Source organism: Roseicyclus marinus, from assembly GCF_030163795.1.
In the GTDB taxonomy this organism is placed as follows: domain Bacteria; phylum Pseudomonadota; class Alphaproteobacteria; order Rhodobacterales; family Rhodobacteraceae; genus Roseicyclus; species Roseicyclus marinus.
Genome location: NZ_JASJOF010000005.1, coordinates 291094 through 314607 on the forward strand (window position 1 = coordinate 291094; position 23514 = coordinate 314607).

Genomic DNA, 23514 nt, shown 5'->3' on the forward strand with positions numbered 1-23514 from the left:
ATACGCCCGCAGGCCGTGTCGACCTGCGGGCGCGCGATCAGGCGATGCGGGTCTCGGTCTCGATGTCGAAGAGAACGGCCTTGTCCATGTTGACCGCGAAATCAAAGGGTTGGCCGGGCCGCACATCGGCGTCGGCGCGCATCCGCGCGACGCAATCCTTGCCCGCCAGCGTCATGGTGACGAAGGTGTCGGCTCCCGCAGGTTCCGTGACGCCGACCGTGTTGGCAAGCGGCTGGATGTTGCGGGCGTTGCGGTCCGCGCCCTCGGGATCGGTGATCGCCTCGGGGCGGATGCCCAGCATCACTTCGCGCCCCAGATAGGCCTTGGCCGCGGCGGGCGCATTCGGCATGGCCAGCGCGCGTTCCGCGCCGTCGGCCCCGGCCATCACGGCATGGGGGACGCCGTTGCGCTCCTCCAGCTTGACCTTGAGGACATTCATCGCGGGGCTGCCCATGAAGGTCGCCACGAACAGGTTCGCGGGCGTGTCGTAGATCTCCTTGGGCGTGCCAAGCTGCTGGACATAGCCGTTGAACATCACCGCGATCCGGGTCGAGAGCGTCATCGCCTCGATCTGGTCATGGGTGACGTAAACGATCGTTGTGCCCAGCCGGTGGTGCAGCTTCTTGATCTCGGTCCGCATGTCGACACGCAATTTCGCATCGAGGTTCGACAGCGGTTCGTCGAACAGGAACACATCGGGGTTGCGCACCAGCGCGCGGCCCATCGCCACCCGCTGCCGCTGGCCGCCGGACAATTGCCCCGGCTTGCGGTCGAGCAGATGCTCGATCTGCAACAACTGGGCGACATCCTTCATCGCCTTTTCCCGCTCGGGCTTGGGCGTGCCATGCATCTCGAGGCCGAAGGTGATGTTCTTGCCCACCGTCATGTTGGGGTAGAGCGCGTAGGACTGGAACACCATGGCGATGTTGCGCCGCGACGGGTGCACCCCGTTCATCACGCGGTCCTTGATCCGGATCTCGCCCGAGGTGATCCCCTCAAGCCCCGCGATCATGTTCAGAAGCGTGGACTTGCCACAGCCCGAGGGGCCGACGAGGACGAGAAATTCGCCTTCCTGAACGTCGATGTCGACCTTGTGCAGCACTTCGACCGCGCCATAGGACTTGGTCACGTTATCGATGTCGAGGAAGCCCATGGGTTTTATCCTTTAACCGAGCCCGCCATCAGACCGCGCACGAAATAGCGGCCGGCGACGATATAGACGAGAAGCGTAGGGGCGGCGGCCATGATGGCACCTGCGAAATGCACGTTGTATTCGCGCACCCCCGTGGAGGAGTTGACGAGATTGTTCAGCGCCACAGTCATCGGCGCACCGCCGCCCGAGGCAAACGAGGCCCCAAAGAGGAAGTCGTTCCAGATGTTGGTGAATTGCCAGATGAAGCTGACCGCGATGATCGGCCCCGAGCTTGGCAGCATGATCCGCCAGAAGATCTGGAAGAACCCGGCCCCGTCGATCTGCGCCGCACGCACCAGTTCCGTCGGGAAAGCGGCGTAGTAATTGCGGAAATAGAGCGTGGTGAACCCGATCCCGTAGACGAAATGGACGAGGATCAGGCCCGTGGTCGTGCCCGCGATATCCAGCAGCCCCAGAATGCGCGCCATCGGGATCAGCACGATCTGGAACGGGATGAAGCACGAGAACAGCAAAAGCCCGAAGATGATCGTGGCCCCCCGGAAATGCCACTTGGTCAGGACGTACCCGTTCAGCGCCCCCACCACGGTCGACAGGACCACGGCGGGTACGGCCATTACGATCGAATTGATGAAATAGGGGCGCAGGCCGGTCGGCTCGACCCCGATCTGGGCCGTGGACCATGCCGAAAGCCAGGGCGCGATCGTCCAGTCACGCGGCAGGGCGATCATGTTGCCCCCCGTGATCTCGGACAAAGGCTTGAGCGAGTTCACCAGCATGATGCCGAAGGGCAGAAGGTAGAACAGCGCGAACAGGAGCAGCACGAGGTAGATGAACACCCGCGTGACGTTCGAGGACCGGATCGCGGTTTCGGTGGATGCGGCGGCCATCACTTCTTCTCCCGCAGTTCGGCATAGAGATAGGGCACCATGATCGCGGCGATGGTCATCAGCATGATGACTGCCGAGGCCGCGCCGATCCCCATCTGGTTGCGCGTGAAGGTGTAGGAATACATGAAGGTCGCGGGCAGGGCCGTGGCATTGCCGGGTCCGCCCCCCGTCAGCGCGATGACAAGGTCATAGGACTTGATCGCCAGATGGCTCAGGATGACGAAGGCCGACAGGAACGCGGGGCGCAGCTGCGGCAGGATGATCCGGCGATAGAGCTGGAAATTCGAGGCGCCATCCATCTGCGCGGCCTTCAGGATCTCGTTGTCGATCCCGCGCAGGCCGGCAAGGAACATCGCCATCACGAACCCCGAGGATTGCCAGACGGCGGCGATGACGATCGTATAGATCGCCATCTCGCGATCCTTGATCCAGTTGAAGGTAAAGCTTTCCCATCCCCAAAGGTGCATGGTGTTTTCCAGCCCGATGGCGGGGTCAAGAAACCATTTCCACGCCGTCCCCGTCACGATGAAGCTGAGCGCCATGGGATAGAGAAAGATGGGGCGCAACACGCCCTCGCCCCGGATCTTCTGGTCGAGCAGGATGGCCAGGGTCAGGCCGATCAGCGTGCAGATCACGATGTAGAGCGAGGCGAAGATGGCGAGGTTGGTCAGCGCGACATTCCATTCGCGCACCCGGAAAAGGCGGTCGTAATTGTCCCAGCCGACCCACCCGAAGGACGGCAGCATCCGGCTGTCGGTAAAGCTCAGGTAGATCGTGAAGGCGATGAAGCCGTAGACGAAGACCAGCATGATCGCCAGCGACGGGGACAGCACCAGCTTGGGCAGCCATTCTTGCAAACGCGTGCGAAAATCCGCGCCCGTGTCGGTCGTTGTGGCCATCGGCCCCTCTCCCCCTTGCGGCGAATGCGATACGGACCCCTTCGGCCCGGTGGGTCGGACCGGCCCCGCGCGGGGACCGGTCCTGAAGTCGCCCGTGATTACTGGGCGATTTCCACGGCCGTCACCAGTTCGGCGGCGGCGGTTGCGGCGTCGTACTCGCCGTTGAAATGCGCGGTGATGACGTCATACATCGCGTTCTGCACGGCGGGCGGGTTGGCATGGCCATGGGCCATCGACCCAAACAGGCCGCCGCTTGCTGCCGCTTCGGCCAGTTGCGCCATGCCCATCTGGCCACAGGCGTCGAACTGGTCGCTGGGGATATCGGTGCGCGCGGGCACCGAGCCCTTGACCAGGTTGAAGGCGACCTGGAATTCCGGGCTCATCACGGCGGATGCCATGGCGGCCTGGGCTTCCTGTGCGACCGGGTCGGTCACGTTGAACATCGCGAACTGGTCGGAGTTGAAGGTCACGGTGCCTTCGGTGCCGGGGACGCGGAAGCACTGGAATTCGTTGCCGGCGGTCAGGCCCGCATTGACGAATTCGCCCTTGGCCCAGTCGCCCATGATCTGGAACAGCGCTTCGCCGTTGATGACCATCGCGGTGGCAAGGTTCCAGTCGCGACCCGAGAAGTTGTCATCGACGAAGCCGCGCAGCGTTTCCATGCGCTGGAACGCCTCGACCATCGTGTCCGACCCAAGTGCATCGGGGTCCAGATCGACCATCGAGGCCTGATAGAATTCGGGACCGCCGACGCCCATCACCATGGAATCGAAGATGGTCGCGTCCTGCCACGCCTGACCACCATGGGCCAGCGCGGTGTAACCGGCGGCTTCGGCGGCTTCCATCGCGGCGACGAATTCTTCCCAGCTGGTCGGCTGTTCGATGCCCAGTTCCGCCATCAGCGCGCTGTTCGCCCAGACCCAGTTGGTGGAATGGACGTTCACGGGCGCGGCAACCCAGCTGCCCTCGTAGGTCGAGAAACGCTGAAGCGCTGCGGGAACCACATCGGCCCAGCCCTGCTCGGCCGCCAGCGCATCAAGGTTTGCCAGCGCGCCTTCGGCGGCCCAATCCTGGATCGAGAAGCCCAGCATCTGAACGGCGGTCGGCGCATCGCCGGCGCTGACGCGGGCGCGCAGGACGGTCATGGCGTCAGAGCCGCCGCCACCCGCGACGGGCATGTCGAGCCAGCCAACGCCACCGGCGGCCAGCGTGTCGCGCAGCGTGCCCACGGCGGCAGCTTCACCGCCCGAGGTCCACCAGTGCAGCACCTCGACCTCTTGCGCCGCGACCGCAGTGGTCGACAGCGCCAGAACGGCGGCGCTCATGTGCAGTTTCTTCATCATGGTCATGTTTCGGTTCCTCCCTTATTGACCACGCCCTTGCGGGCTTGTCCGAATTAAAACGTTATAATTCCTCTATCCGTCAACTGAAAATTTTGCGGGGTGTTCACAGAAAAGCCCGCCGATCCCCCTGCATATGCAGCAATTTTCTGCGATGCAGCGTTTTCAGGTGCAAGAGATTTCATGTTGAAACGTTTGAAATGCCTGTCAATATGACAGCGACCCAACCGCAGGCCCGACACCGCCCCATGACCGACGACAGCACCCTTTCCGCCCTTCACGGCCATGGCGAAAAGCCCACGCTGCGCACCTTGGCGCAGGCCACCGGCTTTTCGGTCGCGACGGTGTCGAGGGCCTTGGCCAATGATCCGCGAATCGCCGCCAAGACGCGGGCCACCGTGGCCGAGATGGCCAAGCGGTTGGGCTATATCCCCGACCGGGCCGCGCGCCGCCTGCGCACGGGCCGCACCCAGGTCATCAGCCTGCTGCTGAACACCGAGCATGAATTCCTCGGCTTCACCCATGAATTCCTGACCGGCATCACCGAAACGCTCGCGGGCACCGGCTATTCCGTCACGGTCGTGCCCGACAGCCCGGGCGAGGATCGCATCGGGCCGGTGCGTACGATCCTGCGCAACAACCTCGCCGATGGGCTCCTGTTCACCCGGACCGAGGCCTTCGACCCCCGTGTGCGGCTGCTGATGGAGGCGGATTTCCCCTTTGTCAGCCACGGGCGCACCGAATTCACCGCCCCGCATCCTTGGGTCGATTACGACAACGAAACCTTTGCGAGGCAGGCCGTGGCGTATCTGGTGGCCAAGGGACGCTCGCGCATCTGCATGGTACTGCCGGGCGACCAGTTCACCTTTACCCAGCATCTGCGCTACGGCTTCGTTTCCGCCGCGCGGGAGGCGGGCATCGCCCATGACATCGTGCCGGGCGTCACCCTCGACAGCCCGACCGCCGCGATTGCCGCAGCCTTGGCCGAGGCGCGGCGCGGCCCCAACCCACCCGATGGCTATGTCTGCGTCGGCGAAGTGACGGCGCTGGTCGCCCTTGCGGCGCTTGCCGATACCGGGGCGGTGCATGGTGTCGATGCCGATATCGTGGCCAAGCGCGCCTCGCCGATCTTCGACAACATTCGCCCCCGCATCGGCACCGTGTTCGAGGATCTGCGTGCCACGGGCCGCGCCATGGCGGAAATGCTGCTCCGCCGCATGGCGGGCGAACCGCCCGAGCGGCTCAACCGGCTGTTCCAGCCCGATCCGCCGCGCTAGGCTCATTCGACCCAGGCCCCGCGCGTCTGGCCGATGCGCATCTGCACGGTCTTGACCTCGAGAAATTCCTCCAGACCGTAGCGGCCCAGTTCCCGCCCCTGCCCGCTTTCCTTGAACCCGCCAAAGGGCAGTTCGGAAAAGCCGTCCATCCAGGTGTTGGTCCAGATCGTTCCGGCCCGCACGCGCCGCACGAAATCGAGACAGGTGGAGATATCGCGGCTCCACACGCCCGCCGACAGTCCATAGGCGGCATCATTGGCAAGCGCGATGGCCTCGTCCGCGGTGCGGAAGGTCAGGACCGACAGCACCGGGCCGAAGACCTCTTCGCGGGCGATGGCCATCTCCGGGCGGACATCGGTGACGATGGTGGGCTGGTAGAATTGCGCGCCCAAACCGCCGACCTCGAGCGCCCCACCACCCAGCGCGACATGCGCCCCGGCGGCCACGGCGCCCCGGACGTAACCGTCGATCTTGGCCAAATGTTCGGGCGAGATGATCGCGCCGACCTGCGTGCGCGGATCCAGCGGATCGCCAAAAGGCACCTTGCGGCTGAGCGCCACGATCTTCTCGACCAGCGCAGCGGCGACATCCTCATGCGCGATGATCCGGCTGCCCGAATTGCAACATTCGCCCGCGTTGAAATAGATGCCAAAGGCGATGGCATCGGCGGCCTGATCCAGATCGGCATCGGCAAAGATGACCTGCGGGTTCTTGCCGCCCAGTTCCAGTGACACTTTCTTGAGCGTTGCGGAGGCTGCGGCTGTGATCCGTTTGCCAACCCCGGTCGATCCGGTGAAGGACACCATGTCGACGCGCGCATCGGTGGTCAGCACCTCGCCCACCGGATCGCCATATCCCAAAACGATGTTACAGACACCCTCGGGCAGGCCCGCTTCTTGTAGAATTTCACCCAGCATCACGGTCGTTCCCGGCGTCAGTTCCGAGGGTTTGACCACCGCCACACACCCCGCCGCGAGCGCAAAGGGCAGCTTTTGCGAGATGATGAGAAACGGGAAATTCCACGGCGTGATCAGCGACACGACCCCGATCGGCTCCTTCAGCACCAGTCCCAGCATGTCGGGGCCAAGGCTGTTGTGGCTGTCGCCGGCTTGGGTGCGCGCCAGCGCCGCCGCATAGCGCCAAAGGTCGGCTGCGCCTTCGATCTCGGCCATGGCTTGGCTGATCGGCTTGCCGGATTCCAGCACCTCCTGCTGGGCGATGGCGGCCCGGTCGCGGTCGATCAGATCGGCGACCTTCAAAAGCAGCGTGGCGCGATCCTTGCCCGAGGATCTGGGCCAAGCCCCCGTATCAAAAGCCTTTCGCGCCGCCGCAACGGCGGCTTCGGCCTCGGCCCGCCCACCTTTGGCCGCGACGGACACCGGCACGCCATGGGCGGGCGACCGGCGTTCGCTGGTCGCGCCATCGGCGCTGTCGACCCATGCGCCGCCGATCCAATGGCGCAGCCCCATGGGCGCATCGGGCAGGGCGGCGGCGTTGGTGGCGGGAATGATCGTCAGGTCAAGCATCGGTCAGGTTCCGGGAAATTCGGGTTTGCGTTTGGCGGCAAAGGCCGCGACGCCCTCGGCCTTGTCGGCGCTTGCGGCGATCATGCCGCCGCCCAAGGCTTCGATCATGGCGGCGCTATCTTCGCCCACGGCGGCGTGGATCTGGTATTTCGCCACTTCGACCGCGCGGGGCGACGAAGTGGCAAGGCTGGCGGCGATGCTTTGGGCGGCGGCCAGCGGATCGTCGGACACCTCCGCCACGAAACCCAATCCCTGCGCGCGCGCGGCATCGAGACGGCGACCGAAAAGCGCCATTTCCTTTAGCACCGGCTCAGGGATCAGGCGGGCCAACCGCTGTGTCCCCGACCATCCCGGCACGATGCCCACCTGCGCCTCGGGCAGCGCCAGCGTGGCGGTGGGCGCCATCACGCGGATGTCGCAGCACGCGGCCAGTTCCAGCCCGCCGCCAAAGGCCGGGGCATGGATCACCGCGATGGTGGGTTTCGACAGCCGCGCCAAGCGATCGAAAATGCGATGCCCCTCGCGCACCCAAGCCCGCGCGAAATCGAAGGGCGACAGGCCCGCCCAAGCCTTGATATCGGCCCCGGCGCAAAAGGCGCGGTCTCCCTCGGACCGCAGGATGACGGCGCGGATCTCCGGGTTACGCTCCAACGTTGCGCAATGCGCCTCCAACTCCGCCAACATTTCCGGCGTGAAGGCGTTGAGCTTGGCGGGATTGTCGAGAACGACATGCGCCACCGCATCCACGATCTGCAGATGAATCGCGCTCATGGTGCCCAGCCCATCGGCTGATCGCGCAACAGCGCCACAGGCATCGTCTTGGCGTTGTCGGCCAGCTGCACGCGCCCGCCGCTGGCCGCCACGATATCGCGCGCCGGGTCGATCCCCGGCATGATCTCGACCGCTTGCAATCCCTGCGCGGTCAGGCGGATCACGCACCGCTCGGTCACGTAGATCACGTCCTGCCCCTGCGCCACCGCCCGGCGGCCCGAGAAGGTGACGTGTTCGACCGCATCCACCATCTTGGCGAATTTGCCGGGCTTGACGACGGACAGGCCCGTGTCGGTCAGCGACAGCTCGGCACCGGCCTCGAAAAACCCGGAAAAGACGATCTTTTTCGCATGGGCCGTGATGTCGACGAACCCGCCGCAGCCCGCCGTCAGATAGGGTTTCTTGCCCAGTTTCGAGACATTGACGTTGCCCTGAACATCGACCTCCAGAAACGACAGGAAGGTCTGATCGAACCCGCCGCCTTGAAAATAGCTGAACTGGTTCGGGCTGGGGACGAAAGCATCGGCATTGGACGCGCAACCAAAGGCGAAACCGGTCAGCGGCATCCCCCCGACGGCGCCCTGTTCGATGGCCCATGTCACGGCCTGCGCATGCCCTTCTTCCAGCAAAACGCGCGGCACCATCGCGGAAATGCCGAAGCCGAGGTTTGCGGTCTGCCCGCGCTTCAGCTCCATCGCGGCGCGGCGCGCGATGACCTTTTCCACGCCATGTTCGGCAAGGCTGAAACTGTCCCAAGGGCGCATGATTTCGCCCGAGATGGCGGGATCGTATTGGGTTTCGGTGGTCTGCTTCTGGTCGGGGGCCAGAACGATCAGATCGACCAGATGGCCCGGCACATGCACGTCATGGGGCCGCAGGCTGCCTGCCGCGGTCATCCGCTTGACCTGTGCGATGACCAAGCCCCCATGGTTGCGGGTGGCGATCGCCTGATCCAGCCCGCCCAGATACGCCCCCTCGTGCTCATATGTCAGGTTGCCGCGTTCATCGGCCGTGGTGGCACGGATGATGGCGACATTGGGCACGATGTTGGGGAAATGCAGCCATGTCTCGCCGCCGAATTCCGCCCGATGCACGATGGGCGATGCCGCCCCCCGCGCGTTCATCGCGCAGCCCTCGCGGATCGGATCGACAAATGTGTCGAGACCCACCTTGGTCATCACACCCGGGCGGCGGGCTGCCACGTCGCGGTGCATGTCGAACAAGATACCCGAGGGGACGTTATAGGCCGCGATCCGATCCTCCACGACCATCTTCCAGATCTCGGGCATCGGCAGGTTCGAGGGGCCAGAGGGATAGCTGCCTGCGATCACGCGGGCCAAAAGCCCGTCCTGCGCGATATGGTCGATCCCCTTGACCCCGTACATGTCGCCAGCCGCGATCGGGTGCAGCGTGGTCAGGCGCCTCGGATGCCCCTCGGCCCGGAACCTTTCGCCCAGCGCCTTGAGGACCGCATCGGGGCACCCCAAGGCCGAGGAGGAGGAGACGGTGACAACCGCATCATCGGGAATGCGCGCGACCGCCTCGGCCGCGGTGACAAGCTTGCCCATGGTTCAGACCCCGCCGTAATCGACCGTGGTGCGCCGACCCGTCTTGGCCGCCTGCGCCACGGCGGCGGCGACGGCCAGCGATTTGATCCCGTCGATCCCGTCGGCGGCAGGCCGCCCCTGTCCCTGAATGGCCGCGTGAAACAGGTTGAGCGCGCGCAGGTAGAGGTTGTGATCCGAATAGGGCAGCGCCTCTTCGCCCGCATCGGTGCGCAGCAGGATCTCGCCCACCGGGGCCTGCGTCATCACGTTGCGCGCGACGATCGCGCCCTTGGTGCCGTAAATCTCCAGCCCCGTCCGCGCATGGGCATGGGTAAAGCTTTCATGCGTCATGACCATGGCCCCCGACGGCATGGTCCAGACCGACATGCAACTGTCCTCGACCCCTTTGCCAAGGCCGGATTCCGCGTCGATGGCGACCACGTCCACCGGATCCTCGCCCAGATGGAAACGCACGGTATCGGCGTCATGCACCACGATATCGGGGATCACGCCACCGCCCGCCGCCGGGTTGTCGAGCCGCCAGCCCTGCAGGACCTGCGGCAGGTAAACGGCGTGAAAGACCCGTACGCTCAACACCTCGCCGATGCGCCCCGCCTGCACCGCCTCGCGGATCGCCAGATGGGTGCCCGCGTTGCGCAGATGATGGTTGGTGCCGAACACCAACCCCGCATCCTCGGCCGCGCGGACCATGGTCACGGCATCGGCGACATCCATGGCCAAGGGCTTTTCGCACAGCACATGCTTGCCCGCCGCAATCGCCGCCATGGCCTGCGGAAAATGCTTTTCGTTCGTGGTGGAGATATAGACCGCGTCCAGATCGTCGGCGGCCAGCATCGCGTCCAGATCGGCATAGCCATGCGCGATCCCATGCTCGGCGGCATAGGCCTTGGCGCGGTCCGCGTCCGAACTGAGGACCGAGCGGATATCGCCACCCGCCCCGCGAATGGCCCCGATCATGTGGCCCGCCGCGATATTGCTCGCGCCGATCAATCCCCACCGCATCCGTGGCCCTCCCTTTGAATTCGCGCGCAGACCCCGAGTCGGGTGTGCTGCATCCTGTTCTCAGCTTTTTGGAACGATCCAATTCACAAGTCAACAGCCGTGATGCGAAACCTGCGGCGCCCGGTCAGACGATGCGCGCGCCGGGCGGAATGGTGGGTGGGGCGGCGTTCAGCGTCTCGATGGCAAAGCCCGCGGCGGCCTTGTACCCGGCCATGAAGGCCCGACGCTCCGCCTCGGGGATCACGTCGTCGATATCGTCGAAAACGCCGCCGCAGCGGTCATCGAGCAGGCTCAAAAGCCCGAAGGGTCCCATGCCGCGATTGCGCAGAACCAGCTCCGACACCGGGCCGCACAGCTGTGCATCATAGGCCGCCAGCGCCTTGGGTGTGACGCCATGTTCCAGCATCTTGGCCCCGATCACGCGGGCATCCACGATGGCCTGGCTCGCGCCATTGGACCCGGTGGGATACATCGCATGGGCCGCATCGCCCATCAGCGCGACAGGGCCCTCCACCCATGTGGGCACCGGGTCGCGGTCGATCATCGGGTTCTCGTAGGCGCAATCGGCCCGGGCCAGCATCGCGGGCACATCCAGCCAATCGTAGCGGAACGCGTCGAAGTGATGGAGGAAATCCGCGACCTCGACCGGTTTGAACCAGGCGTCATCGGGCCAGCCGCCCGAGGCGTCCACCGTCACCTCGGCGATCCAGTTGATGAGCGCGGTGCCATCCTCCGCCGGATGGCTGATCGGGTAGATCACCATCCGGTGCCTGTGCGTGCCGAGGCCGACGAAAGACGAGCCGCCGCGCAAGGGTTTCGCCCGCACCGTGCCGCGCCACATCACGGCACCGCCCCAGTGGATCGGCGGCTGGCCCGGATGCATCTGGGCGCGGATGCGCGAATGGATGCCATCGGCCCCGATCAGCAGGCGGCCCGGAACCTGCCGCGTCTTGCCATCGGCCATCGCGACCTCTGCCACCACCCCGTCACCCTCGCGCCGGTAGCCCGTGACCCGCGCGCCCAGCGTCACGCAATCCGGCCCCGCCCGCTCCAGCAGTTTGCGGTAGAGCAGCATGTGGAACTGCCCGCGATGGACGGCATATTGCGGCCAATCATAGCCCGCCAGACGCCCGCGCGGTTCGGCATAGACCTCGCGCCCGTTCAGGCCCACCAGCGCCCATTCCCGCGCCGGCAGGCCGACGGTATCAAGATCTGCCTCCGTGATCCCCAGATCCAGCAATTCGCGTACGCCATGGGGCTGCAGGTTCACGCCCACGCCCAAGGGCTTCATCTCGCGGCTGGATTCGAACAGGTGAAAGGGCACGCCGATCTGGTGCAGCGTCAGCCCCAGCGCCAGACCCGCGATCCCGCCCCCCGCGATCAGGACGGGCGCTGTCATCGCGGCGCCATCCGGATCGCACCGTCCAGCCGGATCACCTCGCCGTTCAGCATCGGGTTGCTGGTGATATGCTCGACCATGGCGGCGTATTCGTCGGGGTTGCCCAGACGCGACGGAAACGGCACCTGCGCGCCCAAGGATGTCTGAACCTCCTCGGGCAGGCCCTGCAACAGGGGCGTCAGGAACAGGCCCGGCGCGATGGTGCAGACGCGGATGCCCTTGTCCGCCAGATCGCGCGCCATGGGCAGCGTCATGCCCACCACGCCGCCCTTGGACGCGGCATAGGCGATCTGCCCGATCTGCCCGTCATAGGCCGCGACAGAGGCGGTGTTCACGATCACGCCGCGCGCGCCATCGGCATCGACCGGGTCGGCCGCGACCATGCGGGCGGCGACCTGGCTCGCGCAATTGAACGTGCCGATCAGGTTGATCCCGACCACCTTGGCGAAAAGGGCGGGATCATGCGCCGCCCCCCGCGACACGGTCTTGGCCGCGGGGCCGATCCCTGCGCAATTCACCAGAACGCGGGGGGTGCCCAGCCGTGCCTCGACCGCCGCGATGCCATCCGCGACCGAGGCCGGATCGGATACATCGACCGCCACGAACATGCCGCCCAGCGCCTGCGCCTGCGCCTCGCCCCGCGCGGCATCCAGATCGAAGATCGCCACGCTAAGCCCCGAGGCCTGAAGCCGTGCAGCCGTCGCCGCCCCCAGCCCCGAGGCCCCGCCGGTCACGATGGCGCAATGTCCGGTCCAATCCTGCATCTTCTCCCCCTCCCGCATGGTTCCGTCCCGTGTTTCTGTGCCTGTCCCGCGCGCCTCCCGCAAGCCTTTGGGCGGACAGGTGCGGGCAGCAAGGTTGCCCTTGGCGGCTTTTGCGCCTATGCCCGCCCCGACGAACATGGACCCGGGGCCCTTGGCTTGCGGGTGGCTCTTCCGGCCGCCGATCCGCCGGACAACGATCACCAACCGTGCGCCTTGCACGCTGGCCGCGCGCCCCAGATGCGGTCGGGTTCGGACAAGATTGAACATGATGTCCTTTGACACCTACCGGGCCCAATGGCTCGGCAATATCCGCGCCGATCTGCTGGCGGGCCTCGTCGTGGCGCTGGCGCTGATCCCCGAGGCGATCGCCTTTTCGATCATCGCGGGCGTCGACCCCAAGATCGGGCTTTACGCCAGTTTCTCGATCGCCGTGATCACCGCCATCGCGGGCGGGCGGCCCGGCATGATCTCGGCCGCCACCGCCGCCACCGCCGTCCTGATGGTGACGCTGGTGCGCGATCACGGCCTGCAATACCTGCTTGCCGCGACTGTTCTGGCGGGGCTGTTGCAGATCGCCATGGGGCTTTTGCGCCTTGGTTTCGTCATGCGCTATGTCTCGAAATCGGTGATGACGGGCTTCGTCAACGCGCTCGCCATCCTGATCTTCATGGCGCAATTGCCCGAACTTGATCCGCGCAACGTCACAGGGCTGACCTACCTCCTGGTCGCTGCGGGGCTTGCCATCATCTACCTCTTTCCCAAGATCACCAAGGCTGTCCCCTCGCCGCTGGTCACGATCATCGTGCTGACGGTGGTGACGGTCACCCTTGGCCTCGATGTGCGGACGGTGGGCGACATGGGCGAATTGCCCGACACGCTGCCCGTTTTTCTGCTCCCCGATGTGCCGCTCAATTTCGAGACGCTGGCGATCATCTTTCCCTATGCGCTGGCCGTGGCGGTGGTGGGCCTGTTGGAAAGCCTGATGACCCAGAACATCGTCGACGACCTGACCGACACGAAATCGAGCCGCGATCAGGAATGCATCGGCCAAGGTCTGGCCAATACGGCAACCGGCTTCATCGGGGGCATGGCGGGCTGCGCCATGATCGGGCAATCCATCATCAACGTGAAATCCGGCGGGCGCGGACGGTTGTCGTGTTTCGTGGCGGGCGTGTTCCTCCTGATCCTCGTTGTGGGTCTGGGCGATCTGGTCAGCATCATTCCGATGCCCGCGCTGGTGGCGATCATGATCATGGTCTCCATCGGCACCTTCTCATGGTCCTCGATCCGCAACCTTGCCGTGCATCCCCGCTCCTCCTCCATCGTCATGCTGGCCACCGTCGCCACCGTGGTCTGGACCCATAACCTCGCCATCGGGGTGCTGGTGGGCGTGCTGCTCTCGGGCATCTTCTTTGCGGGCAAGATCGCACAGCTCTTCAAGGTCCGCAGCGACATCAGCGCCGATGGCCGCGTCCGCACCTACCACGTCGAAGGGCAGCTCTTTTACGGCTCGGTCGAGGATTTCATGGATGCCTTCGATTTCCGCGAAGCGCCCGAACGCGTCGTGATCGACGTCAGCCGCGCCCATATCTGGGACATTTCCTCGGTTCAGGCGCTCGACATGGCGATCCTGAAATTCCGCCGCGACGGCGCTGAGGTCGAGGTGGTGGGCATGAACGCCGCGACCGAAACACTGGTCGACAAGCTGGCCATCCACGACAAGCCCGGCGCGATGGACGCGCTCTTGGATCATTGAGGGAGGGGCCGCCATGACGGACAAGATCATCGCGCTGGTCGACGGGTCGATCTATTCCGAAAGCGTGTGCCACCACGCGGGATGGATCGCCGGGCGAACGCAGGCGCCGGTCGAACTGATCCATGTTCTGGGCCGCCGCGAAGCGCCCGAGGGCACCGATCTGTCGGGGTCGATCCGGCTGGGCGCGCGCAGCACGCTGCTCAAGGAACTGGCCGATCTGGACGCCCAGCGCGCCAAGCTGATCACGCAAAAGGGCCGCGCCATCCTCGAAGATGCGCGCACCATCCTCGAAACCGACGGCGTGGCCGAGATCACGACGCGGCTGCGCCATGGCGATGTGGTCGAAACCATCGCCGATACCGAACAGGACGCCCGCGTCATCGTGATCGGCAAACGCGGCGAGGCGGCGGATTTCGCCAAGGGGCATCTGGGGTCCAACCTCGAACGCATCGTGCGCAGCGCGCATCGCCCGGTCTTCGTGGCCTCCCGCGCCTTCCGGCCCATCGCGCGCGTGCTTGTCGCCCATGACGGCGGCACCTCGGCCCGCAAGGCCGTGGATCACATCGCGCAAAGCCCGGTGTTTCGCGGCCTCTCCATCACCCTCGTGACGGTCGGCCCGGACAGCGCCGACCACCGCGCCACCCTGTCGGAGGCCGCGACACGGCTCGCGGCGACGGAACTGTCGGTGGACACACGGATCATCCCCGGCCAGCCCGAGACGGAGCTTGCCCGTCTCATCGAGGCCGAAGGCTTCGACATGCTGGTGATGGGGGCCTATGGCCACTCCCGCATCCGCAGCCTCGTGATCGGCTCGACCACCACGGAAATGGTGCGATCCTGCAAGGTGCCCGTCGTCCTGATGCGGTAAAGCATGTCGCGCAAAAGTGGGAACCGGTTTTGCGCTCCCCGGACATGCGACATCAAAAGGTTGGAGCGCGGCGCGTGAATGCGAATGAACGCGACGTGCTCCAATTCGCCTTGCGTGACGCGATGAACGGGTTTCGCGCCGCGCGGCCCTGCCGGTTCGGCAGGGTTCCGCCCATGGATTTGCAGACCCCGGCCCAACGCCTAAGTGGACGACTATGACAAACGCGAACATCCTTCCCGCCCGCACACCTGCCCTGTCCATGCCGCGCCCGCCGCGCCTCACGCCCGCCCGCCTGCGCGAGATGCTCTTGGCGGGCGTCATCGTGCTGGCCGCCAGCGCGATCCTGCACGCGCAGGACGGGCTGGCAGAGTGGACGCAGGATTGGATGCCCGATGTTCTTGCCCCGCCGCAGGATGCCGAACTTCTGACCGACCGCGCCGTGGGATCGACGATCCGGCTCTTCTCCTTCTCGACCTCCGCCGAGGTCGACACGCTCTTCACCGAATGGGAGGCCGCGTTGCGCGACGGCGGCTTCCAGATCGACCAAGGCGCGGATGACCTGCTGGACCGCTCGATCGAATTCTCGGGCACGGGCATCACCAACGCCAAGATCGTCGCGGGTGTCACCGACCAAGACGGCCGCACGGTGATCGAGGTCGACGCCACGCTGGAATGACGCGCCCCGCACCGTCCGCAATCACCCCGCAGTGTGCCGCAGACCCGGGGCGACACCCTCCGCCACAGCCTCGTTCCCGGGCGGCGTCGACCACGTGATCATGCGGTGGTCGAAACCCTCCGCGATGCGCGGCTTCACGATCTCGAAAAACGGCGACAGGTCGAAATCGCGCGGCGCGAACAGCGAATGGTGCCGGATATGCAGCATTTCGGCGCGCGCCTCGCGCGGGCCGTTGCGGGTCTTCACCTCGGTCACGCCGGGCAGGATCGGATAGCGCACCGATTGAAAGGCCTGCGCGATCAGCGACGAACAGATCGCCCGCGTCGGATCGCCCGAGCCAAAAGCGATCATCCGCCGCCGCCAACGTACCGGCACGGGCGGCGTCGGCAGGAAATAGCGCGCGAGGTCAAAGATGTTGCGCATGTCGTATTTCAACCCGATCCGCGCGACCATGAAGGCCGCAACCTCGGCGCGTTCGGCATCGGTCAGACCGACGGGGCGGCAGATGCGGGTGTTGTAGCTGACGTATTTCGACAGGGGCGAGGCGACGCAACCCTGCCCAAGGTTCACCTCGACCAGCCGGGGCCGCTCCGATCCATCCTCCGGCGCGGGCAGGGCATCGCCCACGAACATGGCGGCATGGGACCATGTGGATTGGGTCAGATACTTGATCGCCGTCGAAACCCGTTCCCGCCCCTCGATCAGCAGCACATCACCGGGCCGCAGCACGCGGCACAGCGTCGTCAGGTCCGAGGGCGTGTAAGGTTTGTAGCCCGAGGCAGGTTGGTTCAGCTTGCGCGCAAGCTGCCGCCCGATCGCATCCAGCGCGCGATCCATCGCCGTGATCTTGCCGTTCTCCATCGCGCCCCTCCGTCGCCCGGACTGCATGGAAAACAGCCCGCCGTTCCGCCGTCCAGTGCCCTTCTGGATACGCCCGCTTTCTTGACATCGCGTGATCGCGCCGTGCGTGGCCCCACGGGGCGCACAGCCGGTCTTCCCCATCCCGCCCGACCGCCCTACGATGCCCGCCGGAGAGGGAGACAGAATGCGCACGCAGGTCGCGATCATCGGGGGTGGGCCATCGGGCCTTCTGCTGGCGCAGCTTTTGCACCGCCACGGCATCGACAGCGTGGTGCTGGAACGCAAGACCAAGGATTACGTGCTATCGCGCATCCGCGCGGGCGTTTTGGAACAGGGGCTGGTCCGCCTGATGGAGCAGGCCGGCTGCGCCGACAGGCTCCGGTCCATCGGCCATGTCCATCACGGCACGCTGATCGCCTATGGTGACACGATGTTCCGGGTGGATTTCACCGACCTGACCGGCACCCCCGTCATCGTCTACGGCCAGACCGAAGTGACGCGCGATCTCTACGCCGCGCGCGAGGCGGCAGGCGGCCCCATAGAATTCGAGGTCGAGGATGTCACGATCCACGACGCCGACACCGACAGCCCCCATGTCACCTACCGCAAGGACGGCGAGGCGCGCCGGATCGACTGCGATTTCATCGCCGGCTGCGACGGGTTCCACGGCGTCAGCCGACAGGCGATCCCCCTGACCATCCGCCGCGAATACGAAAAGGTCTATCCCTTCGGCTGGCTGGGCATCTTGTCGGAAACGCTGCCCGTGAACCCCGAACTGATCTATGCCAACAGCCCGCGCGGCTTTGCGCTTTGCTCCATGCGCAGCGACACGCTCAGCCGCTACTACATCCAATGCTCGTTGTCGGACAAACCCGAGGATTGGACCGATGCCGCCTTCTGGCAGGAACTCAAACGCCGCATCCCCCCCGATCAGGCCGAACGGCTGGTCACCGGCCCCTCGATCGAGAAATCCATCGCCCCCCTGCGGTCCTTCGTCACCGAACCAATGCGCTGGGGGCGGTTGTTCCTGTGCGGCGATGCCGCCCATATCGTGCCGCCCACGGGGGCCAAGGGTCTGAACACCGCCGCTTCCGACGTGAACTACCTCTTCACCGGCCTGCGCCAATTCTACGAAACCGGATCGACCGACGGGATCGACACCTATTCCGCCAAGGCGCTCGCCCGCGTGTGGAAGGTGGAACGCTTCAGCTGGTGGTTCTCCAGCCTCATGCACCGCTACCCCGATCAATCCGATTTCGACCTGCGCATCCAGATCGCCGAACTGGAATTCCTGCGCACCAACCGCGCCGCCCAACAGGCGATGGCGGAAAACTACGTGGGCCTGCCCTATTGACCGCGCCCGAAAGGACCAGACGATGACCGACCGCCACACGACCGGCATGACCACCCGCCGCGCGGTTCTGGGCGATGCCCATGTCGACCGGGCCGAGGCCGCGAAAACCGCCTTCGACGCGCCCTTCCAGACGCTCATCACCGAAAGCGCATGGGGCACGCTTTGGGCCGACGACACGATCACGCGTCGCGAACGCTCCATGCTGACGCTCGCCATTCTCGCGGCCACCGGCAGTTTCGACGAAATCCCGATGCATGTGCGCGCCACAGCCCGCACCGGGGCCAGCGCCGATGACATCCTGCAGGCCTTCTTGCATGTCGCGATCTACGCGGGCGTGCCCAAGGCGAACCACGCGATCAAGCTCGCCAAACAGACCCTGGCCGAGATGGAGGAGGAGGCGCGATGAAACCCCCCGCCGAATACTACCAGCGCGATCCCGACCGGCATCCGCCCGCGCTCACACCCGGCTACAAGACCTCGGTCGCGCGCAGCCCGCGCCTTGCCCCCATAAGCCTCGAACAAAGCATCAGCGAGATCACCGGCCCCACCTTCGGTCCTTCCGATATCGGCCCGCTCGATCACGACCTAATCCGCAACTACGCCAAGACGGGCGATCCCATCGGGGAACGCATCATCCTCCATGGCCGCGTGCTCGATGAAAACGCGCGTCCCGTGCCGAACACGCTGGTGGAAATCTGGCAGGCCAACGCGGGCGGGCGCTACCGCCATGTGAACGACCGCTACCTTGCGCCCATCGACCCGAATTTCGGCGGCTGCGGGCGGACGCTCACCGACAGCGACGGCTACTATTTCTTCCGCACGGTCAAACCCGGCGCCTATCCGTGGCGCAACCGGATCAACAACTGGCGGCCCGCGCATATCCATGTGTCGGTCTTCGGCGCGTCCTTTTCCCAGCGCCTCATCACCCAACTCTATTTCGAAGGCGATCCGCTGATCCCGCTCTGCCCCATCGTGCAGACCATCCCCGACCCGACGGCGGTAGAGGCGCTGATCGCAAGGCTCGACATGAACGCCAGCGTGCCCCTCGACAGCATCGCCTACCGCTTCGACATCGTCCTGCGCGGGCGGCGGTCGACCCTGTTCGAAAACCGTTTGGAGGGGAACTGAGATGACCGACCTTCCCTATCTCAAGGAAACGCCGTCCCAGACCGCCGGTCCCTATGTCCATATCGGGCTTTCCCCCGGGGCGGCGGGCTTCGACATCTACGACCACGAACTGGGCCATGACATCGCGGGCCCCAATGCAAAGGGTCAGCGCATCCGGGTCGAGGGGCTGGTGATCGACGGCACGGGCAGCCCGATCAAGGACGTCATGCTGGAGGCATGGCAGGCCAATGCCGCGGGCCATTACGCCCACGCGCAAGGCGGCGGGCCGGTCGAGGACGGCTTTCGCGGCTGGGGCCGGGTCATCACCGATTTCGCCACCGGCGAATGGGGGTTCGACACGGTGAAACCGGGGCAGGTTCCCGGCCGGAACGGCACCACGCAAGCTCCGCACATCAGCCTCTGGCTGGTGGCGCGCGGCATCAACCTCGGCCTGCACACCCGGCTTTATTTCGAGGATGAAGCCGACGCCAATGCCGCCGATCCGGTCCTGAACGGGATCGAATGGGCAAGCCGCCGTCCCACCCTCATCGCCCGCCGCGCCGACCGCGACGGCCATGTCATCTACCGCTTCGACATCCGCATCCAGGGCGACGCCGAAACCGTCTTTTTCGAGATCTGATCATGACCAATCCCTGCATCCTCTGCGTCGCCATCACCGGCTCCCTGCCGACCAAAGCCAACAATCCCGCCGTTCCGATCACGGTCTCCGAACAGGTGGAGTCGACCCACGAGGCCTTTGAGGCGGGCGCGAGCATCGTCCACGCCCATGTCCGCAACGAAGACGAAACCCCCTCCTCGGACCCCGAGAAATTCGCCCGGTTGAAGGAGGGGCTCAAGAAACACTGCCCCGGCATGATCATCCAGTTCTCGACCGGTGGCCGCTCCGGCGCGGGTCAGGCGCGGGGCGGGATGCTGCCGCTGCGGCCCGACATGGCCTCGCTCTCCGTCGGCTCCAACAACTTCCCCACCCGCGTCTATGAAAACCCGCCAGACCTCGTGGATTGGCTCGCCTCCGAGATGCTCACCTACGGCGTGAAGCCCGAGATCGAGGCCTTCGACCTCAGTCATATCCTTAAAGCGCGCGAGATGGCCGACAAGGGCCAGCTTGCGGGCACCCCCTACGTCCAATTCGTCATGGGCGTGAAAAACGCCATGCCCGTGGACCGGGAGGTGTTCGAGTTCTACATCAAGACCGTCCATCGCCTCTTTGGCGCGGATGCCCCTTGGTGCGCGGCGGGCATCGGCCAGCACCAGATCACCCTCAACGAATGGGCCATCGCAGCGGGCGGCCATGCCCGCACGGGGCTCGAGGATAACGTGCGGCTCGACCGCGACCGCCTTGCCCCCTCCAACGCCGCCCTCATCCGCCGCGCGGTCGAGATCTGCGAGAAAAACGAACGCCCCGTCGCCACATGGCAACAGGCGCGCGCGATCCTTGGGCTGAAAGCGGCTTAACCGTCTCCGAACACCAGCGCGTAGATGAAGCGCGCGGCCACGACCGCAAGGAAACTGCCAAACGCCAGCTCAAGGCTCCGCCGCGAGAGCTTGTGGGCCAGTCCCACCCCCAACCGCGTCGTCAGCATCGAGGTCGGCATGGTCAGCGCGAAGGCCGCCCCCGACACGAAGCCAAGCGATGTGGGCGGCAACCCCTCCTGCCCCAGACCCGCCAGCACATAGCCGATGGTCCCCGGTATGGCGATCAACACGCCCACCCCCGCCGAGGTCGAAATCGCCCGGTGGATCGGCACGCTATGCAACGTCAGGAACAGGTTCGACACCGCCCCGCCCCCGATCCCCATGATCGCGGACACCAAGCCGATCACCCCGCCCGCGACCCGCATCGCCGCGCGCCCCGGCAGGCTGTCGGCCAATTGCCAACCCCGCCCGCCGGTCAACAGCTTCGCCGCATTGATCGACGCGACCATGACGAAGACGGCCTGGAACACCGCAGGCGGCGCGAACCGCGCGATCACCGCGCCAAGGATCACACCCAACAGCACCGGCACCGCCCACAGGCGCAACATCTCCATGTCGAGCGTGCCATGCTTGCGATGGCCCAGCGCGGAATTGACCGACACCGGGATGATCACGGCCAGCGACGTGCCCACCGCCAGCGGCATGGCGATCTCGGGCGGATACTCCAGTGCGCGAAAGATCTCGAAGAACACGGGCACCGAGATGGCACCGCCACCCACGCCGAAAAGTCCGGCCAGAAAACCGATGGCAGCACCCGCCAGAACGAGCGCGGCGACAAGCGCCCAGATGAGCGCCGGATCGTCGAAAAGGGTCATGAGAGGGCATTCCTGTATGGGGCAACGGCCCGATGCGGCCCCTGTGCCGGAGATCGACGGGATGTTCCAGACCCCAATCGCCGCCGCAACGAAGGATAGCACGGCAGGCCCGGCCCGAAGCCCGCGCTGGACATGCGGCACGTGATACCCTAGCAGCGCAGACTTTGTCGCGTCACACTGACGCCGACACCCCACGGACGCGCGCACATGATCCCCACCCTCGCCAAAGCCCTTGCCGAACGCGGCTACGACACCCTGACCGAAGTGCAGGAGGCCGTGACAAACCCCGATCTGGCCGAGGCCGATCTGCTGGTGTCCGCGCAGACCGGATCGGGCAAGACCGTGGGCTTCGGCCTTGCCATCGCGAAAACCCTGCTGGGGGATGCCGAACGGCTCGGCCCTCCCGCAGCGCCCCTTGCCCTCGTCATCGCGCCGACCCGCGAATTGGCGCTTCAGGTGCAACGCGAATTGGCATGGCTTTACGCAGATGCGGGCGCCCGCGTCGTCTCCTGCATCGGTGGCATGGACACGCGCGAGGAACGCCGCGCGCTCGACCGCGGCGCGCATATCGTCGTCGGCACGCCGGGCCGGTTGCGCGACCACATCACGCGCAACAACCTCGACCTGACCGATATCCGCGCCATCGTGCTGGACGAAGCCGACGAGATGCTCGATCTCGGCTTCCGCGAAGACCTCGAATTCATGCTGGGCGAGGCACCCGCCACCCGCCGCACCTTGATGTTCTCGGCCACCGTGCCGCCCGCCATCGCGGAACTGGCCAAGCAATACCAGCGCGACGCGGTCCGCGTGACGACCGTGGTGCGCGGCAGCCAACATGCCGATATCGCCTATCAGGTGGTTCAGGTCGCAGCCCATGACGTGGAACACGCGATCATCAACCTCCTGCGCTACCACGATGCGCCCACGGCAATCGTTTTCGCCAATACCCGCGCCACTGTCGCTCGGTTGGCCGCGCGGCTCGCCAATCGCAGCCTGCCGGTGGTGACGCTCTCGGGCGAACTGAGCCAGGATGAACGCAGCCATGCGCTGCAAGCCATGCGCGACGGGCGCGCGCGGGTCTGCGTGGCGACCGATGTGGCCGCACGCGGCATCGACCTGCCCAAGCTCGATCTGGTGATCCACGCCGATATGCCCACGAATACCGAGGCACTCTTGCACCGTTCGGGCCGCACGGGCCGCGCCGGGCGCAAGGGGATCTCGGCCATGATCGTCCCCGACAAGGCGACGAACAAGGCGTCGCGCCTGCTCAAATGGGCCAAGATCGAGGCGGAATGGACCTTTGCCCCCACCGCCGAGGATATCCTTGCCCTCGATGAAACGCGCCTTCTGACCGATCCGCTCTGGGATGCACCGATGACCGAAGGCGAGGCGAGTTTTGCCGCGCGCCTGATGGCAGACCGCTCGCCCGAAGCCATCGCCATGGCCTGCCTGCGCCTCTACCGCGCGGGCCTGTCCGCACCCGAGGAGGTCAACGCCCCCGGCACCGCCGCCCCCCGCCCCGAGCGCGCGCCCTTCGGCCCCTCGGTCTGGTTCGAACTCTCGACCGGCCATGACAAACGGGCCGAGGCGCGCTGGCTTTTGCCGATGCTCTGCCGGGCTGGCAATCTCGACAAGGTCCATATCGGCAAGATCCGGGTACAGGCCAGCACGACCCTCGTGGAACTGGCCGAAACGGCCGTGCCCGGTTTCCTCGCCAGCCTCGGGGCCGGCGGCGTGCTGGAGGAAGACGTGACCGCCCGCCAGCTCGACACGGCCCCCGATTTCGCCAGCCAGCGGCGCGGCCCCCGGCCCGACCGGCCCGAGCGCGCAGAACGCCCCGCGCGCAAGCCCCGGTCTGACGCGCCCCGCGCCGACAGCCCGCGCCCGCCGCGCCCCCGCACAACCACGCGCAATTCATCCGCCGCCGCCATGATCGGCCCCGGCGCCACACCGAATTCGCCCACGGGCAGGCCCGGCTCGTTGTGCATCCCGTA

At 65.9% G+C, this 23514-nt stretch carries 22 protein-coding genes and 1 other annotated feature; of the genes, 10 read left to right on the forward strand and 12 right to left on the reverse strand.

From position 1 onward, the window contains the following. Positions 1-37: 37 nt before the first annotated feature. From QQK63_RS10290 to QQK63_RS10305, 4 genes are all read right to left on the reverse strand, one after another. Positions 38-1153, reverse strand: a complete 1116-nt coding sequence (locus tag QQK63_RS10290; protein WP_277824903.1) for an ABC transporter ATP-binding protein — start codon at positions 1151-1153, stop codon at positions 38-40. A gap of 5 nt (positions 1154-1158) precedes the next feature. Beyond that, entirely contained in the window at positions 1159-2040 is an 882-nt protein-coding gene (locus QQK63_RS10295) for a carbohydrate ABC transporter permease (protein WP_277824904.1), read from the reverse strand. Further along, a complete protein-coding gene (locus QQK63_RS10300; RefSeq protein ID WP_277824907.1) occupies positions 2040-2939 on the reverse strand; it encodes a carbohydrate ABC transporter permease in 900 nt (299 codons plus the stop codon). Before QQK63_RS10300 ends, QQK63_RS10295 begins: the two co-directional genes overlap by 1 nt. Positions 2940-3037: 98 nt before the next feature. Next, a complete protein-coding gene (locus tag QQK63_RS10305; protein WP_377133743.1) occupies positions 3038-4288 on the reverse strand; it encodes an ABC transporter substrate-binding protein in 1251 nt (416 codons plus the stop codon). A gap of 239 nt (positions 4289-4527) precedes the next feature. Here QQK63_RS10305 and QQK63_RS10310 point away from each other — a divergent pair, with 239 nt between their 5' ends. After that, complete coding sequence (locus QQK63_RS10310; RefSeq protein WP_277824910.1) at positions 4528-5556, forward strand: LacI family transcriptional regulator; 1029 nt, start codon at positions 4528-4530, stop codon at positions 5554-5556. Positions 5557-5558: 2 nt separating this feature from the next. On the opposite strand, the gene QQK63_RS10315 is transcribed toward QQK63_RS10310, so the two are convergent. The 6 genes from QQK63_RS10315 to QQK63_RS10340 form a co-directional block, all read right to left on the reverse strand. Further along, positions 5559-7082 carry an aldehyde dehydrogenase family protein gene (locus QQK63_RS10315; RefSeq protein ID WP_277824912.1) on the reverse strand — a complete coding sequence of 508 codons (1524 nt, stop codon included), beginning with the start codon at positions 7080-7082 and terminating at the stop codon, positions 5559-5561. 3 nt (positions 7083-7085) lie between these two features. Then, positions 7086-7853, reverse strand: coding sequence for an enoyl-CoA hydratase/isomerase family protein (locus QQK63_RS10320; RefSeq protein WP_277824914.1), 768 nt, complete (start codon positions 7851-7853; stop codon positions 7086-7088). Then, entirely contained in the window at positions 7850-9421 is a 1572-nt protein-coding gene (locus QQK63_RS10325; protein ID WP_277824916.1) for an acyl CoA:acetate/3-ketoacid CoA transferase, read from the reverse strand. The genes QQK63_RS10320 and QQK63_RS10325 overlap by 4 nt, the downstream gene beginning before the upstream one ends. A 3-nt stretch (positions 9422-9424) precedes the next feature. After that, positions 9425-10423: a Gfo/Idh/MocA family protein gene (locus QQK63_RS10330; protein WP_277824918.1), complete on the reverse strand. Its 999-nt coding sequence runs from the start codon at positions 10421-10423 to the stop codon at positions 9425-9427. Between the two features lie 124 nt (positions 10424-10547). Next, complete coding sequence (locus QQK63_RS10335; RefSeq protein ID WP_277824920.1) at positions 10548-11822, reverse strand: flavin-dependent oxidoreductase; 1275 nt, start codon at positions 11820-11822, stop codon at positions 10548-10550. Beyond that, positions 11819-12586: an SDR family NAD(P)-dependent oxidoreductase gene (locus QQK63_RS10340; RefSeq protein WP_277825927.1), complete on the reverse strand. Its 768-nt coding sequence runs from the start codon at positions 12584-12586 to the stop codon at positions 11819-11821. The genes QQK63_RS10335 and QQK63_RS10340 overlap by 4 nt, the downstream gene beginning before the upstream one ends. Positions 12587-12721: 135 nt before the next feature. After that, positions 12722-12782 (forward strand) — a sequence feature (sul1 is cis-regulatory element that is thought to sense ions involved in sulfur or methionine metabolism; They are found in Alphaproteobacteria). A gap of 69 nt (positions 12783-12851) precedes the next feature. Between QQK63_RS10340 and QQK63_RS10345 the strand changes: the two genes are divergently transcribed. The 3 genes from QQK63_RS10345 (at position 12852) to QQK63_RS10355 (ending at position 15886) form a co-directional block, all read left to right on the forward strand. Then, complete coding sequence (locus QQK63_RS10345) at positions 12852-14342, forward strand: SulP family inorganic anion transporter (RefSeq protein WP_277824922.1); 1491 nt, start codon at positions 12852-12854, stop codon at positions 14340-14342. Between the two features lie 13 nt (positions 14343-14355). Further along, entirely contained in the window at positions 14356-15210 is an 855-nt protein-coding gene (locus QQK63_RS10350) for a universal stress protein (protein WP_277824924.1), read from the forward strand. Between the two features lie 214 nt (positions 15211-15424). Further along, positions 15425-15886, forward strand: a complete 462-nt coding sequence (locus tag QQK63_RS10355; protein ID WP_277824926.1) for a hypothetical protein — start codon at positions 15425-15427, stop codon at positions 15884-15886. Positions 15887-15907: 21 nt separating this feature from the next. Here QQK63_RS10355 and QQK63_RS10360 read toward each other — a convergent pair whose 3' ends face one another. Beyond that, positions 15908-16747 (reverse strand): YiiX/YebB-like N1pC/P60 family cysteine hydrolase, encoded by an 840-nt coding sequence (locus QQK63_RS10360; RefSeq protein WP_277824928.1) that lies wholly within the window; start codon positions 16745-16747, stop codon positions 15908-15910. Positions 16748-16931: 184 nt separating this feature from the next. On the opposite strand from QQK63_RS10360, the gene pobA reads away from it, so the two are divergent. The 5 genes from pobA to QQK63_RS10385 are packed head-to-tail and all read left to right on the forward strand — an operon-like array spanning position 16932 to position 20684. Continuing rightward, positions 16932-18101 carry a 4-hydroxybenzoate 3-monooxygenase gene (pobA, locus tag QQK63_RS10365; RefSeq protein ID WP_277824930.1) on the forward strand — a complete coding sequence of 390 codons (1170 nt, stop codon included), beginning with the start codon at positions 16932-16934 and terminating at the stop codon, positions 18099-18101. Between the two features lie 22 nt (positions 18102-18123). Further along, a complete protein-coding gene (gene pcaC / locus QQK63_RS10370; protein WP_277824932.1) occupies positions 18124-18507 on the forward strand; it encodes a 4-carboxymuconolactone decarboxylase in 384 nt (127 codons plus the stop codon). Continuing rightward, complete coding sequence (pcaH, locus tag QQK63_RS10375; RefSeq protein WP_277824934.1) at positions 18504-19229, forward strand: protocatechuate 3,4-dioxygenase subunit beta; 726 nt, start codon at positions 18504-18506, stop codon at positions 19227-19229. The genes pcaC and pcaH overlap by 4 nt, the downstream gene beginning before the upstream one ends. 1 nt (position 19230) lies before the next feature. Continuing rightward, positions 19231-19848: a protocatechuate 3,4-dioxygenase subunit alpha gene (gene pcaG, locus QQK63_RS10380; protein ID WP_277824936.1), complete on the forward strand. Its 618-nt coding sequence runs from the start codon at positions 19231-19233 to the stop codon at positions 19846-19848. Between the two features lie 2 nt (positions 19849-19850). Next, positions 19851-20684 carry a 3-oxoadipate:acetyl-CoA acetyltransferase gene (locus QQK63_RS10385; protein WP_277824938.1) on the forward strand — a complete coding sequence of 278 codons (834 nt, stop codon included), beginning with the start codon at positions 19851-19853 and terminating at the stop codon, positions 20682-20684. On the opposite strand, the gene QQK63_RS10390 is transcribed toward QQK63_RS10385, so the two are convergent. After that, positions 20681-21520, reverse strand: a complete 840-nt coding sequence (locus QQK63_RS10390) for a sulfite exporter TauE/SafE family protein (RefSeq protein ID WP_277824940.1) — start codon at positions 21518-21520, stop codon at positions 20681-20683. The genes QQK63_RS10385 and QQK63_RS10390 overlap by 4 nt on opposite strands. A 207-nt stretch (positions 21521-21727) precedes the next feature. On the opposite strand from QQK63_RS10390, the gene QQK63_RS10395 reads away from it, so the two are divergent. Beyond that, positions 21728-23514: DEAD/DEAH box helicase (locus QQK63_RS10395; protein WP_284283203.1), on the forward strand; the 1787-nt coding region annotated here is incomplete at its 3' end.

Excerpts from the sequence above, each read along its gene's own strand:
- pobA (WP_277824930.1), top strand. The coding sequence starts at position 16,932 with ATGCGCACGCAGGTCGCGATCATCGGGGGTGGGCCATCGGGCCTTCTG.
- QQK63_RS10305 (WP_377133743.1), bottom strand. The coding sequence starts at position 4,288 with ATGACCATGATGAAGAAACTGCACATGAGCGCCGCCGTTCTGGCGCTG.
- QQK63_RS10335 (WP_277824920.1), bottom strand. The coding sequence starts at position 11,822 with ATGACAGCGCCCGTCCTGATCGCGGGGGGCGGGATCGCGGGTCTGGCG.
- QQK63_RS10390 (WP_277824940.1), bottom strand. The coding sequence starts at position 21,520 with ATGACCCTTTTCGACGATCCGGCGCTCATCTGGGCGCTTGTCGCCGCG.
- pcaH (WP_277824934.1), top strand. The coding sequence starts at position 18,504 with ATGAAACCCCCCGCCGAATACTACCAGCGCGATCCCGACCGGCATCCG.
- QQK63_RS10340 (WP_277825927.1), bottom strand. The coding sequence starts at position 12,586 with ATGCAGGATTGGACCGGACATTGCGCCATCGTGACCGGCGGGGCCTCG.
- QQK63_RS10345 (WP_277824922.1), top strand. The coding sequence starts at position 12,852 with ATGATGTCCTTTGACACCTACCGGGCCCAATGGCTCGGCAATATCCGC.
- QQK63_RS10320 (WP_277824914.1), bottom strand. The coding sequence starts at position 7,853 with ATGAGCGCGATTCATCTGCAGATCGTGGATGCGGTGGCGCATGTCGTT.
- QQK63_RS10295 (WP_277824904.1), bottom strand. The coding sequence starts at position 2,040 with ATGGCCGCCGCATCCACCGAAACCGCGATCCGGTCCTCGAACGTCACG.
- QQK63_RS10350 (WP_277824924.1), top strand. The coding sequence starts at position 14,356 with ATGACGGACAAGATCATCGCGCTGGTCGACGGGTCGATCTATTCCGAA.
- QQK63_RS10385 (WP_277824938.1), top strand. The coding sequence starts at position 19,851 with ATGACCAATCCCTGCATCCTCTGCGTCGCCATCACCGGCTCCCTGCCG.
- QQK63_RS10360 (WP_277824928.1), bottom strand. The coding sequence starts at position 16,747 with ATGGAGAACGGCAAGATCACGGCGATGGATCGCGCGCTGGATGCGATC.
- QQK63_RS10315 (WP_277824912.1), bottom strand. The coding sequence starts at position 7,082 with ATGCTTGACCTGACGATCATTCCCGCCACCAACGCCGCCGCCCTGCCC.
- pcaG (WP_277824936.1), top strand. The coding sequence starts at position 19,231 with ATGACCGACCTTCCCTATCTCAAGGAAACGCCGTCCCAGACCGCCGGT.
- pcaC (WP_277824932.1), top strand. The coding sequence starts at position 18,124 with ATGACCGACCGCCACACGACCGGCATGACCACCCGCCGCGCGGTTCTG.
- QQK63_RS10310 (WP_277824910.1), top strand. The coding sequence starts at position 4,528 with ATGACCGACGACAGCACCCTTTCCGCCCTTCACGGCCATGGCGAAAAG.
- QQK63_RS10325 (WP_277824916.1), bottom strand. The coding sequence starts at position 9,421 with ATGGGCAAGCTTGTCACCGCGGCCGAGGCGGTCGCGCGCATTCCCGAT.
- QQK63_RS10300 (WP_277824907.1), bottom strand. The coding sequence starts at position 2,939 with ATGGCCACAACGACCGACACGGGCGCGGATTTTCGCACGCGTTTGCAA.
- QQK63_RS10290 (WP_277824903.1), bottom strand. The coding sequence starts at position 1,153 with ATGGGCTTCCTCGACATCGATAACGTGACCAAGTCCTATGGCGCGGTC.
- QQK63_RS10330 (WP_277824918.1), bottom strand. The coding sequence starts at position 10,423 with ATGCGGTGGGGATTGATCGGCGCGAGCAATATCGCGGCGGGCCACATG.
- QQK63_RS10355 (WP_277824926.1), top strand. The coding sequence starts at position 15,425 with ATGACAAACGCGAACATCCTTCCCGCCCGCACACCTGCCCTGTCCATG.